We start from the raw sequence: 11,968 nt of genomic DNA, 5'->3' as shown, positions 1-11,968 counted from the left end.
TGCTCCGAGTCTAGGCGTCCGAGGTTCCCGAGTCGGACCGCGCTCCGAGCGCGGTGACCCCGGCCGGCGGCAATCCGGCGGCGTAGGCGAGAACCTCGCCGAAGGCCTCGACGTGAACGGACAGGTCCTCCGTGAGGGCGGTCCAGGACGCGCGCAATTCGAGCTGGTGCGCCCGCGGCGGACCGGCGATGTCGCCGTACCGCACGGAACTGGTCGACGTCACGGTGCCGCCGAGAGCGGTCAGCGGCTCGGACCGCGTCGAGAACGCCTCGACCAGCCAACTCCAGGCGACTTCCGGCAACAGGGGGTCCGAGGCGAGGGACGCGTCGACGTCGGCCTGGATGTACGCGACCAGCCGCATCGTGCCGTTCCAGGCTTCGTCGCCGTCCGGGTCGTGGAGCAGGATCAGGCGCCCGAACGCGTCGCCGTCGCTCTGTTCCGCGACGTCGTCGCTGTCGTTGTGCTTGACCTCGGCGCCCAGCGCGTAACTGAACGGAGCGAGGCGCTGCGGCGGACGAATCGGTCCGACCTCGATGCTGGGGTGCACGACGGCCCGGTGCATCGCGTCGATGGCGGCGCGGAAGGGCGCAGGCTGCGAGGCGGTCTCGGACGTGGTCACGACTGCGGACGTTATCCCCGTCACGCGTCGCGGCGAGGGAGGCGCGCCGTGATCGGACGCGGAGGAGTGCGCCGGTGCACGCCCGGGCGGCGGGGATCGATCGGGTGTGGACACCCGCGGACGTCGCCCCTACCGTCGAGGGCATGCTTCGATCTCTCGACCGACTGGCGCGCGAGTACTTCGGTGGCCCCGGAATCGGCACGATGATCGTGCTCGGCCTCGCCCTGGCGGCGGTGCAGATCGCGGGGCGGGCGGCGGGGCTCGACGTTCTCGGGGTCGCGCTCGTGATGGCCGCGGTCGGAGTGGTGATCGTGGTCGTCGGACGAATGCGTCGGCGAACGTCCTCTCGGTAGACCGGCCACAGCCCTGCGGCGACGGGGAGCACCGTCTCTCTGGCAGCATGGACGCCGATGAACACCACCACTGACCCCACCTCGCCGCGACGCTCACTGCCCGACGCGCCCTTCCTGGCCGCGGCGACGGGACGCCGACCGTCGCGAAGGCCGGTGTGGTTCATGCGGCAGGCGGGTCGGTCGCTCCCCGAGTACCGCAAGCTTCGCGAGGGCACGACCATGCTGGGGTCGTGTTTCGACCCGGAGATGGTCTGCGAGATCACGATGCAGCCCGTTCGCCGACACGGCGTCGACGCGGCCATCCTGTTCTCCGACATCGTCGTTCCGCTCAAGGCCGCGGGCGTGGACCTCGAGATCGTCGCCGGGACCGGACCCGTCGTGGCGAATCCCATTCGCAGCGTCGCCGACGTCGCCGCTCTGCCGCGGCTGACCGACGAACAGATCGCACCCGTGGCGCAGGCGATCTCCCTGCTGCTCGGCGAACTGGGCGAGGTACCGCTGATCGGATTCGCCGGCGCCCCCTTCACCCTGGCCTCGTACCTGGTGGAGGGCGGCCCGAGCCGTAACCACGAGCGCACCAAGGCTCTCATGCACTCCGACCCCGAGACGTGGCATTCATTGCTGTCCTCGCTCGCGGACATGACGTCGGCGTTCCTGCAGGCTCAGATCGCCGCGGGGGTCGACGCCGTGCAACTCTTCGACTCGTGGGCCGGGGCACTCTCGCTCGCGGAGTACCGCGAGTTCGTCATGCCGCACTCGACGCGGGTGTTCGAGGAAGTGGCGTCGGCCGGGATACCGCGGATCCACTTCGGAGTCGGTACGGGCGAGCTCCTGGGCGCCATGGGTGAGGCGGGGGCCGACGTCGTGGGGGTCGACTGGCGCATCCCGCTCGACGTCGCCGCGCGACGCGTCGGGCCGGGAAAGGCGTTGCAGGGAAACCTGGACCCGGCTGTGTTGTTCGCCGGTCCCGACGCGATCCGACGCCATGTCGAGCGCATCGTCGGCGAGGCCGACGCGGCCCTCGAGGCCGGCGCGATCGGGCACGTGTTCAACCTCGGTCACGGCGTACTTCCCGCCACGGATCCCGGGGTCGTCACCTCGGTGGTGGAGTCGGTGCACGCGCTGTGACGCGAGTCGCGCCGTGACCGCGCCGACCGTCGCCGTACTCGGCGGCGGGATCAGCGGTCTCGTCGCGGCGTATCGATTACGCGGGTTGCTGGGAGCGAAGGCGCGCATCGTCGTCGTCGATCCCGACGACCGCCTCGGCGGCAAGCTGCGCACCGTCGATCTTCTCGGTGGACCCGTCGACGTGGGAGCCGAGGCGTTCGTCGCGCGGCGCCCCGAGATCCCCGCTCTGCTGGCGGAACTGGGGCTGTCGGACGAACTCGTCCGGCCGTCGACGACGGCGCGCCCGCTGATCCGGTCGGCCGGGACGCTGCACCCGCTTCCGGTGGGCACCCTGATGGGCATCCCGGCGACGTCGGAGTCGGTCCGTTCCCTCGTCGACGACGAGACCTGCCGCCGGATCGACGCCGAACGCACGATCGCGTTGCGGTGGACCGTCGGCGGTGACGGGTCCGTGGGAGACCTGGTGTCCGAGCGATTCGGGCCGCAGGTCACCGCACGGAGCGTCGATCCGCTGCTCGGCGGGGTCTACTCGGGACTGTCCGAGACGACGAGCATCCGTGCCGCGCTTCCCACACTCGCCGCGGCACTGGACGCGGGTGCGACGAGTCTCGGTGCGGCGGTCGAGCGCGCCCGTCCCACCGCCGCGCCCGGGCCGGTGTTCGGCGGTCTTCGCCGCGGCTACGGGGTGCTGCTCGACGAACTCCGTCGCGCGTCCGGCGCCGAGATCGTGCGCGCATCGGCCGCGGTGCGGCCCGCTTCGGGGGGACGCTGGGACGTGGACGCCGTGGGCACTGTCGACGGGGTGGTGCTGGCGACGCCGGCGCCGGTGGCGAGTGCCCTGCTGGAGCCGGTGGCGCGGGAAGCGGCGCGGCTGATCGGCACCATCGACGTGGCGTCGTCCGCGGTGGTGGTGCTGGGATTCGGAGCGGTGGAGCTGCCGGACAATTCGGGGGTGCTGGTCGCGACCGACGACACCGCTGCCGACGGACATCGATTGCGCGCGAAGGCGTTCACCCTGTCCACCCGAAAGTGGCCACACCTCGCCGAGCGCGAGGGCCACCTGGTTCGGGTGTCGTTCGGCCGGTTCGGTGACGCCGCGGTGGTGGATCTGCCGGACGAGGACCTGGTCGCCGCGGCCCGAGCCGATCTGGCGACGGTGTTCGGAGTGTCCGAGGCGCCGTCCTTGCATCACGTGCAGCGGTGGCACGGCGGTCTGCCGCAGTATCGGCCCGGTCACACCGCGTTGTCGGCGGCCGTCCTCGACGCCGTCGCCGCGGTGCCACGGTTGGACGTGGCCGGCGCCTACGTGAACGGGGTGGGGGTTCCGGCCTGTGTCGCGGCCGCCACCGCGGCGGCGACTCGGTTGGCCGCCGACCTGGTCTGACCCCGCCCTCCTGACGTCCCGTCCCCGGAACATCGGTGGCACGATGGGGGTATGGCACGTCTCGATTTCGAAGCACTCAATTCCACGTTGCGGTACACGATGTTCTCCGTGTTCACCGTCCGGCCCGGCGAACTCGGCGAGGATCGAACGGCGGCGCTCGCGGATGCTCGCGCCTTCTTCGACTCGCTCGACGGCACCGACGTCGTGGTCCGCGGCATCTACGACGTCGCCGGTCTGCGCGCGGACGCCGACTTCATGATCTGGTGGCACGCCGAGCGCATCGAGGACCTGCAGGCCGCGTACTCCCGCTTCCGCCGCACCACGACGGTCGGCCGCGCGTCGACGGCTTTCTGGTCCAACGCCGCGCTGCACCGTCCGGCCGAGTTCAACAAGTCCCACGTGCCCGCCTTCATCGCGGGCGAGGATCCGGGCGACTACATCTGCGTGTACCCCTTCGTACGGTCACTCGACTGGTACCTCCTGCCCGACGAGGAACGGCGCACCATGCTGGCCGATCACGGCAAGGCGGCTCGCGGATACAAGGACGTGCGCGCCAACACGGTTCCGTCCTTCGCGCTCGGCGACTACGAGTGGATCCTGGCGTTCGAGGCACCGGCGCTCGACCGCATCGTGGATCTGATGCGTGACCTTCGGGCCACCGAAGCCCGACGCCATGTGCGCGAGGAGATTCCGTTCTTCTCCGGACCGCGCATCACCGTCGACACCCTCGTCAAGTCGCTCCCGTGACGGCGGCCCCGGACGGCGTTCTGTTCGACTTCTCCGGCACCCTCTTCCGTCTGGAAGAGGACGAGTCGTGGTTCACCGACATGCGCATCGGGGACGACGAGGAGATCGACGGACACTTCCAGGCCGAGCTGATGCGACGGATGACGCAGCCGGTGGGTTCGGTGGTCACCCTCGACGACGACGGCAAACATGCCTGGGAGCGACGAGATCTCGATCCGGCCATGCATCGGGCCGCCTATCTCGCGGTCCTCGCCGCGTCGGGTGTGCATCGGCGTGAGCACGCGGAGATGCTGTACGACAAGGTGATCGACGCCTCGGCGTGGACGCCGTACCCGGACACCGCGCAGGTGGTGCGGGCTCTCGCCGATCGCGACATCCCGGTCGGCATCGTCAGCAACATCGCTTTCGACCTCCGGCCGGCCTTCGCGAGCCTGGGAATCGAGGACCTGGTGTCCTCGTTCGTCCTGTCCTACGAGGTGGGGTTCACCAAGCCCGATCCCGGCATCTTCCGGGTCGCTCTCGATCGCGTCGGAACGGCGGCCGAGCGCACTCTGATGGTCGGTGACAGCGAGGAGGCGGACGGTGGGGCCCGCGCGCTGGGTATGTCGTTCGGTCTCGTGGAACCGCTGCCGACGGATCGACGACCGAACGGGCTGTCGGATGTGTTGGCAGCCAACGGGATCGTGATCGGCTGACACGGTGACGGTGCGGGCGCAACACATGGCGCACTACGGGATGTTCAGCGCCGAGGCGAAGGACGGCGAGGTGATCGCCGTGCATCCCGAGCGCGGAGACGTCGATCCGTCCGCGGTGATCGGGAACGTTCCCGGTTCCGTGCGGCACCGCTCGCGGGTGCGTCGGCCCGCCGTGCGGCGAGGATGGTTGGTGGACGGTCCCGGCCCCTCCGCGGATCGAGGCAACGATTCGTTCGTCGAGGTCGAGTGGGACGAGTTCGTGGAACTTCTCGCCGGTGAGTTGCGACGGGTGATCGACCGGTACGGCAACACCGCGGTGTTCGGCGGCTCGTACGGCTGGGGGAGCGCCGGACGATTCCATCACGCGCAGAGCCAGGTTCACCGATTTCTCAACACCCTGGGCGGCTACACGAAATCGGTGGGCAGCTACTCCCTGGGCGCCACCGGTGTGATCATGCCGCGTGTGATGGGGACGCACTGGAAACTGTTCTCGCGCTCCACGTCCTGGGACGTGATCGCCGAGCACACCGATCTCCTCGTCGCGTTCGGCGGTGTTCCCCGCAAGAACACCTCGGTCAATCACGGTGGAACCAGCAATCATCCGACGCGGGACGCACTGAACGCTCTGCGCGCCCGCGGGGGATCCGTGGTCTCGGTGAGTCCACTGCGCGACGACGTGGACGGTACGGCGGAATGGATCGCGCCCCGGCCGGGGACGGACGTCGCCCTCATGTTGGGCCTCGCGCACGTCCTCGCCTCGGAATCGTTGCACGACAGAGCATTCCTCGACCGCTACACCACCGGATACGACGTCTTCGAGCGGTACCTGCTCGGCACCTCGGACGGAACCCCCAAGGACCCCGGGTGGGCAGCGGCCATCACCGGTGTCGACGCGGGGGTCATCACCGCGCTGGCGCGACGGATGGCGCGGAACACGACCATGATCACGGTGACCTGGTCGCTGCAACGCATCGAACACGGGGAGCAGGCGCCGTGGATGGGGATCACGCTCGCGGCGATGCTCGGTGGAATCGGCATTCCCGGAGCGGGATTCGGGCACGGATACGGGTCGATGAACGAGCCCGGACTCGCACCGGTGCCGTACCCGCTCCCGACGTTGCCGCAGGGCCTCAACGGTGCGGGCACGTCGATTCCGGTCGCGGCCATCTCGGATCTGTTGTTGCACCCCGGTGAGGAGTACGACTTCGACGGTGCTCGCCACACCTACCCCGACATCAGGCTCGTGCACTGGGCCGGTGGCAACCCGTTCCACCACCACCAGGACCTCGGGCGGTTGCGTCGGGCCCTGGCCCGGCCGGACACGGTGGTGGTGCACGATCCGTACTGGACACCGATGGCGCGTCACGCGGACTTCGTGGTTCCCTCGACCACCAGCCTCGAGCGGGACGACCTCAGCTGCACCCGCAACGATCCGTTGCTGGTGGCGATGCAGCGCGCCGTCCCTCGATTCGCCGACGCCCGAGACGATTACGACACCTTCGCCGCTCTCGCATCGATCCTGGGGGTGGGGGCGGAGTTCACGGAGGGGCGTTCGTCGGCGGACTGGCTACGGCACCTGTACGAGCCGTGGCGCCGCTTCGTCGCCGATGCAGGCGAGCAACCGCCGTCGTTCGACGATTTCTGGGCCGACGGGTCCTACCGGATGCGCACGGAGGGAGATCTCGTCCTGCTGTCGGATTTCCGGGCGGACCCCGAGAGGTACCCGCTGCGCACCCCGAGCGGCAGGATCGAGATCTTCTCGGCCGACATCGACGGTTTCGGTTACGAGGACTGCGTCGGGCATCCGGCGTGGTTCGAACCCCGGGAATGGTTGGGCGGTACGCGGGCCGAGCGATTCCCGCTACACCTGATCGCCAATCAGCCGAGGTCTCGCCTGCACAGTCAGCTCGATCACGGCGCGACCAGCCGCGCGTCGAAAGTGCAGGAGCGCGAACCGATTCGGATGCACCCCACCGAGGCGGCCGCGCGCGGAGTCGAGGAGGGGGACGTGGTGCGGGTGTTCAACGATCGCGGAGCCTGTCTCGCCGGCGTGGTGCTCGACGACGAGATGCTGCCGCGGGTGGTGCAGTTGTCCACCGGGGCCTGGTACGACCCGCTCGACCCGAGCGATCCGCAGTCACTGTGTGTGCACGGCAGCGTCAACGTTCTGACTGCGGACATGCGGACGTCGTCATTGGCGCAGGGGTGCACGGGGCAGCACGTGTTGGTACAGATCGAGAAGTTCATCGGCGAGCTGCCGCCGATCCGGGCCTTCGATCAGCCCCGGTTCGGCGAGCGGCCCGAACGGGTCGGTGCGACGTCGGTCAGAAGTACAGGCGGCTGATGACCTGGGCGGCCAGAGCGGGTTTGTCGGCGCCCTCGATCTCGATGGTGGAGTCGACGACCATCTGAAGTGCGTCGTTCGGCAACGGTTCCGCGGCCGCAAGCACCGCGGTGAGGCGAACGCGGGAGCCCACGAGGACGGGATTGACGAAGCGGACCTTGTTCGATCCGTAGTTCACACCCATCTTCGTGTTCTCGACGGTGTAGGTCTGCCAGGACAGAGCGGGAAGCAGCGAGAGCGTCAGGTAACCGTGAGCGACGGGCCCGCCGAAGGGACTCTCCTTCTTCGCCCGCTCCACGTCGACGTGGATCCACTGGTGATCACCCGTGGCCTCGGCGAATTGGTTCACCCGCTCCTGGGTGACCTCGAGCCAGTCACTGGTACCGATGGTCTCGCCGACTGCGGCGACGATGTCGTCTGCGGAAGTGAAAGTGCGCATGCCGCCGACACTACCCGGGCAACCGCCTCGATCAGGCGGGTTCGGCCGTCAACACCACAGGCCCGTCGTCGGTGACGGCAATGGTGTGTTCGCTGTGCGCGGTCCGAGAGCCGTCGGCGGAGCGGATCGTCCATCCGTCGGGGTCGTACACGATTCTGTCGGTGGTGCGGGCCGACCAGGGTTCGAGCGCGAGAGTGAGGCCCGGCCGCAGCGTGAGCCCACGGCCCGGACGACCGGTGTTGGCCACGTGCGGATCTTCGTGCATCGTGCGGCCGAGACCGTGCCCCCCGAATTCCGTGTTGACCGGATAGCCGTACTCGGCGGTGACGCCACCGATAGCGGCGGAGATGTCGCCCAACCGACTGCCCGCACGGGCGGCTTCGATGCCGGCCACCAGAGCCCGTTCGGTCGCCTCGACGAGGCGTACGTCCTCCGGTCGGGGTTCGCCCGCGATCACGCTGCGCGCGGAATCGGCGACCCATCCGTCGATGGACACGGCGATGTCCATGCTGAGCAGGTCACCATCCGTCAACGTGTAGTCGTGGGGAAGACCGTGCAGCACTGCATCGTTGACGGACAGGCAGATCACGTTGCGAAACGGGCCGCGTCCGAACGACGGAGAGTAGTCCCAGTAGCACGACTCGGCGCCGCGGTCGGAGATCAGCCGACGGGCACGTGCTTCGAGGTCGAGGAGATTGACCCCCGGCTCGATGCGCGCGGTGAGATCGTCGAGCAGGGAGCAGATGAACCTGCCGGTCACCCGCATCGATTCGATCTCGCGAGGTGTCTTCGGTTCGACCACGGAATTCGCTTTCGTCGGGAGCGGTATACAAATACCACCCTACGGCGTCCGGCGGTATTTTCATACCGGAGTCGGTATGCTGCGGCCATGGTTCGCCTTCCTCTGACCCCGGATCAGGTCGCCATCGGCCGGCGATTGGGTTCGCACCTTCGCCGAGCGCGTGGTGGGCGGACGATTCTCGATGTCGCACACGCCGCCGGCATCTCTCCGGAAACGCTGCGCAAGATCGAGACCGGGCGAGTGTCGACGCCTGCGTTCACCACCATCGCGGCCCTGGCGGAAGTGCTCGATGTGCCGTTGGACGACTTGGCACGGTTGTGCCGAAGCGAACCCGACCTGGACCAGGTCGGATGACGGAAGGCGCCGGCGCTCAGCGCGACCGATCCCTTGTCAGGGACTCGTATGTTCGATAGTATCGAACATACGTTCGAGGGGGGTCGAATTGCTGGGTACATCCATGATCGCGGGCTTCGCAGAACAGCTGCGCGAGCCCGAGGAGGACATGGCCAACGCCGATCGAATCGATCGGTTGACTGCGTTGGAGAACGCAAAATCCGCCATCGCGGCTGCGCAGGCAGTGCTCACCGCTCAGTTCGAGGCGGCGGTACGCGCAGAGCGCCGTGAGGCAGGGGTGCCGCGAGAGAAGTGGTCGGCAGGCGTCAGCGCTCAGGTGGCCCTGGCTCGAAAAGATTCTCCGCATCGCGGCCAGATGCACACCGGCCACGCTCGGACGCTGTTCGAGGACATGCCCTGCGCGCTCGAGTTGTTGCGGTCCGGGGTGCTGAACGAGTGGCGATCCGGGCTGATCGTGAAGGAGATAGTGTGCCTCGATCGCGAGGATCGCCGGTACGTCGACCGTGCGCTCTGTTCTGATCCGGCAACGCTGTCGGGGCTGAGCAACAAGGCGGTGACCGCGAAAGCCCATGCGTTGGCGGCAGAAAGGGACCCAGCCGCGCTGGTCGCACGAGCACGAAAGGCACCGGGGGATCGGCACGTGTCCACTCGACCGGCTCCGGACGTGATGGCCTACCTGACGGCGCTCCTGCCGGTGAAAGAGGCGGTGTGCGTGCAGGCGACGCTGGGTCGCGATGCGGATGCGATCGTCGGTAGCGGTGACCCCGGAGGTCGATCTCGCGCTCAGATCATGGCGGATCTTCTGGTGCAGCGCGTCACCGGTGTCGCGTCGCCGGCACAGGTGCCGGTAGCCGTGAACGTCGTGATCTCCGACGAGGCGTTGTCGAACGCGGGTGACGACGCAGCCGTGATGGAGGGCCACGGCCCCATCCCCGCGGCGCTCGCGCGCGAGATCATCGCGAACGCGGTGGACGCCGAGGCCGTGGTGACGCTCCGAAAGCTCTACGCGCGCCCCGCTACCGGAGCGCTGACCGCCATGGAGTCGGCTGCGCGCCTCTTTCCGGCCGGGCTGCGTCGTTTCGTGGACACGCGTGACCGTTGGTGCCGAATGCCGTGGTGTGGAGCCCCGATTCGACACCACGATCACGTCGTCGCCCACAGTCGGGGAGGGCCGACGTCGGCGCACAACGGTGCCGGGTTGTGCGCCGCGTGCAATCAGGCAAAGGAAGCGCCGGGGTGGAGCGCCCGAACGGTGAGCGCGCCGGGGGATCTGCACACCGTCGAAACCCGGACCCCGACGGGGCACACCTATCGATCCACCGCCCCGGCGATGCCCGGAACGATGCGCCCGCAGGATGACGCCCTCCGGCGCGCGAGCTGAGAGCGTGTTACTCGCCGGCGGGGGTGAACGTCATCGAGATCGAGTTGATGCAGTAGCGCTGATCGGTGGGCGTGGGATACCCCTCACCCTCGAAGACGTGACCGAGGTGACTGTGGCAGTTCTTGCAGACGACCTCGATGCGCTTCATGCCCATCGACCGGTCTTCCTTGAGGATCACCGCGTCGGAATCGGCCGGGTCGTAGAAGGACGGCCAACCGCAGTGCGATTCGAACTTCTCGGTGCTGCGGAACAGTTCTTCGCCGCAGGCGCGGCAGGTGTAGACGCCCTCGGCGGTGGTGTCGGTGTATTCACCGACGTACGGGCGCTCGGTGCCCGCCTTGCGCAGAACCGCGTATTCGGCCGCGGTGAGCTTCTGGCGCCATTCGTCGTCGGTGAGTTCGTAGCTGGGCTTCTGGGGTGTGACACTCATGCTTACACGCTAATCCGTCGACGGGGACTTCGCCGTTTTGCCTGCTCCTGGTGCCGTAGCGGGGGTACCGCGGACCACGAAGTCCGGGTCGATCCCGCCGGCGAGTCGACCCTCGCGCCGGGCCGTGAGGTAGCGGTTGACGAGAACAGCGAAGATCACGATGAGCAGAAGCGACCAGCCCCACGTGCTCCGGAGATATTCGATGGCCCGTCCGAACTCCGGGAATCGCCCCACCAGCCAGCTGTCGTAGCTCATGAAGCCGTAGACGGCCAACCACGCCGGCCAGTTCCTCATGACCGAGTTGCGCAGTACCACCGTCATGAGGAGAGGGAACAGCATCATCGAGTAGTACATCTGGCCGAGGGACGTCAGCAGGAACGACGCGGTGAGCAGGACTCCGCCCGCGGTGGCCATGAAGAACAGCTCGTCGTCGCGGTAGTACTTCCACAGCAACCAGAGCGACACCAACACCATGACGGTCAGCACGATCCGCATGAACAGGACCAGCGCGGTGGGCAGTCCGAAGTACAGCCCGTTGCCCACGATCGAGCTGTTGAAGTAATCCCTGGTCTCGAGAAGGTAGGGAACGGTGCGAGTGATGAAGGCACCGGCGTCGACGGAGAACGGAAGCGCCAGCAGGGTCAGCACCACGGGGAGGCCGATCGCGGTGACGAACACGCGCCACTCCTTGCGCACGAACGGCAGCAGGAGCAGGGGCGCCAAGGTGGGTTTCACCGCGATGGTCAGACCGATCGCGGCGCCCGCCCAGTACTGCTTGCGACGCAACATCAACATCATGAACAGCACCTGTCCGAGCAGGAGCAGTCCGTTGATGTTGGTGAAGACCAGAGTGTTGGTGACCGTCTCGGTGGAGAACGCCGCGAAGAGGACGATGGGCGCTGCGATGGAGGACAGCGTGTAGTCGAACAGTCGCAGCAGCAGGAACAGCGCCACGATGACGCCGATCGCGTTGATGCCGATGTAGAACCACCGTGACCGCTCGGGGTCGAGGATCGCCAGCGGCGCGATCAGCAGGGTGCCGCTGGGCGGATACAGATAATGCGGGTCGACCGAATCGAAATTCGCGGTGTAGACGTCGCGGCGGTTCAGGAACGCGAGTGCGGCCTGATAGATCGGGACGAAATCGTCCGTGACGTTGCCGTTGACCGCTTTCACGATGATCCGGTTGACGACCGTCAGGATGGCGATCGGCCACATCACGTAGCGGATCACCTGGGCGGTGGTTTCACCGGTTCTCGGTTCGAGGGGACGCAACGACACCGGGTGACGGT

General features: G+C 67.9%; 13 protein-coding genes. 8 read left to right on the top strand and 5 right to left on the bottom strand.

Annotation, left to right across the window (positions count from 1 at the left end; translation table 11 throughout):
* Nucleotides 1-10: 10 nt before the first annotated feature.
* Nucleotides 11-562 (bottom strand): DUF3000 domain-containing protein, encoded by a 552-nt coding sequence (locus tag ACY466_RS11855; protein WP_463252251.1) that lies wholly within the window; start codon nucleotides 560-562, stop codon nucleotides 11-13.
* A 200-nt stretch (nucleotides 563-762) separates the two neighbouring features.
* Here ACY466_RS11855 and ACY466_RS11850 point away from each other — a divergent pair, with 200 nt between their 5' ends.
* From ACY466_RS11850 to ACY466_RS11825, 6 genes are read left to right on the top strand one after another with little or no spacing between them, the layout of a single operon-like run.
* A complete protein-coding gene (locus tag ACY466_RS11850) occupies nucleotides 763-972 on the top strand; it encodes a hypothetical protein (RefSeq protein ID WP_463245585.1) in 210 nt (69 codons plus the stop codon).
* Nucleotides 973-1,029: 57 nt separating this feature from the next.
* The gene (gene hemE / locus ACY466_RS11845; protein ID WP_463245584.1) at nucleotides 1,030-2,100 is read left to right on the top strand and encodes a uroporphyrinogen decarboxylase; all 1,071 of its coding nucleotides are present in this window, start codon (nucleotides 1,030-1,032) and stop codon (nucleotides 2,098-2,100) included.
* A gap of 13 nt (nucleotides 2,101-2,113) precedes the next feature.
* Nucleotides 2,114-3,484 carry a protoporphyrinogen oxidase gene (locus ACY466_RS11840; RefSeq protein WP_463245583.1) on the top strand — a complete coding sequence of 457 codons (1,371 nt, stop codon included), beginning with the start codon at nucleotides 2,114-2,116 and terminating at the stop codon, nucleotides 3,482-3,484.
* A 51-nt stretch (nucleotides 3,485-3,535) separates the two neighbouring features.
* Entirely contained in the window at nucleotides 3,536-4,231 is a 696-nt protein-coding gene (hemQ, locus tag ACY466_RS11835; RefSeq protein WP_463245582.1) for a hydrogen peroxide-dependent heme synthase, read from the top strand.
* Complete coding sequence (locus ACY466_RS11830) at nucleotides 4,228-4,926, top strand: HAD family hydrolase (protein WP_463245581.1); 699 nt, start codon at nucleotides 4,228-4,230, stop codon at nucleotides 4,924-4,926. Before hemQ ends, ACY466_RS11830 begins: the two co-directional genes overlap by 4 nt.
* A 25-nt stretch (nucleotides 4,927-4,951) precedes the next feature.
* Nucleotides 4,952-7,270 carry a molybdopterin-dependent oxidoreductase gene (locus ACY466_RS11825; RefSeq protein WP_463252250.1) on the top strand — a complete coding sequence of 773 codons (2,319 nt, stop codon included), beginning with the start codon at nucleotides 4,952-4,954 and terminating at the stop codon, nucleotides 7,268-7,270.
* Here ACY466_RS11825 and ACY466_RS11820 read toward each other — a convergent pair.
* Together ACY466_RS11820 and map are read right to left on the bottom strand one after the other, a co-directional pair.
* Nucleotides 7,251-7,709 (bottom strand): MaoC family dehydratase, encoded by a 459-nt coding sequence (locus ACY466_RS11820; RefSeq protein ID WP_463245580.1) that lies wholly within the window; start codon nucleotides 7,707-7,709, stop codon nucleotides 7,251-7,253. The two genes, ACY466_RS11825 and ACY466_RS11820, sit on opposite strands and share 20 nt — an antisense overlap.
* A 31-nt stretch (nucleotides 7,710-7,740) precedes the next feature.
* A complete protein-coding gene (gene map / locus ACY466_RS11815; protein ID WP_463245579.1) occupies nucleotides 7,741-8,511 on the bottom strand; it encodes a type I methionyl aminopeptidase in 771 nt (256 codons plus the stop codon).
* Between the two features lie 87 nt (nucleotides 8,512-8,598).
* Between map and ACY466_RS11810 the strand changes: the two genes are divergently transcribed.
* Nucleotides 8,599-8,865, top strand: coding sequence for a helix-turn-helix domain-containing protein (locus tag ACY466_RS11810; RefSeq protein ID WP_463245578.1), 267 nt, complete (start codon nucleotides 8,599-8,601; stop codon nucleotides 8,863-8,865).
* 103 nt (nucleotides 8,866-8,968) lie between these two features.
* A complete protein-coding gene (locus tag ACY466_RS11805; protein ID WP_463245577.1) occupies nucleotides 8,969-10,246 on the top strand; it encodes an HNH endonuclease in 1,278 nt (425 codons plus the stop codon).
* 7 nt (nucleotides 10,247-10,253) lie between these two features.
* Here the strand turns inward: ACY466_RS11805 and msrB are convergent, their stop codons facing one another.
* Nucleotides 10,254-10,676: a peptide-methionine (R)-S-oxide reductase MsrB gene (gene msrB / locus ACY466_RS11800; RefSeq protein WP_463245576.1), complete on the bottom strand. Its 423-nt coding sequence runs from the start codon at nucleotides 10,674-10,676 to the stop codon at nucleotides 10,254-10,256.
* Between the two features lie 9 nt (nucleotides 10,677-10,685).
* A complete protein-coding gene (locus tag ACY466_RS11795) occupies nucleotides 10,686-11,957 on the bottom strand; it encodes a glycosyltransferase family 87 protein (RefSeq protein ID WP_463245575.1) in 1,272 nt (423 codons plus the stop codon).
* Nucleotides 11,958-11,968: the final 11 nt, after the last annotated feature.

Source organism: Rhodococcus sp. K11/5 (assembly GCF_055193735.1).
Note: the sequence above shows the minus strand (reverse complement) of the source record. Positions and strands in the feature narration are given on the sequence as shown.

Bases quoted from the DNA above. Each gene is read 5' to 3' on its own strand.
- ACY466_RS11825 (WP_463252250.1), top strand. From the start codon at position 4,952: ATGGCGCACTACGGGATGTTCAGCGCCGAGGCGAAGGACGGCGAGGTG.
- ACY466_RS11805 (WP_463245577.1), top strand. From the start codon at position 8,969: ATGATCGCGGGCTTCGCAGAACAGCTGCGCGAGCCCGAGGAGGACATG.
- ACY466_RS11810 (WP_463245578.1), top strand. From the start codon at position 8,599: ATGGTTCGCCTTCCTCTGACCCCGGATCAGGTCGCCATCGGCCGGCGA.
- ACY466_RS11820 (WP_463245580.1), bottom strand. From the start codon at position 7,709: ATGCGCACTTTCACTTCCGCAGACGACATCGTCGCCGCAGTCGGCGAG.
- hemE (WP_463245584.1), top strand. From the start codon at position 1,030: ATGAACACCACCACTGACCCCACCTCGCCGCGACGCTCACTGCCCGAC.
- msrB (WP_463245576.1), bottom strand. From the start codon at position 10,676: ATGAGTGTCACACCCCAGAAGCCCAGCTACGAACTCACCGACGACGAA.
- hemQ (WP_463245582.1), top strand. From the start codon at position 3,536: ATGGCACGTCTCGATTTCGAAGCACTCAATTCCACGTTGCGGTACACG.
- ACY466_RS11850 (WP_463245585.1), top strand. From the start codon at position 763: ATGCTTCGATCTCTCGACCGACTGGCGCGCGAGTACTTCGGTGGCCCC.
- ACY466_RS11855 (WP_463252251.1), bottom strand. From the start codon at position 562: ATGCACCGGGCCGTCGTGCACCCCAGCATCGAGGTCGGACCGATTCGT.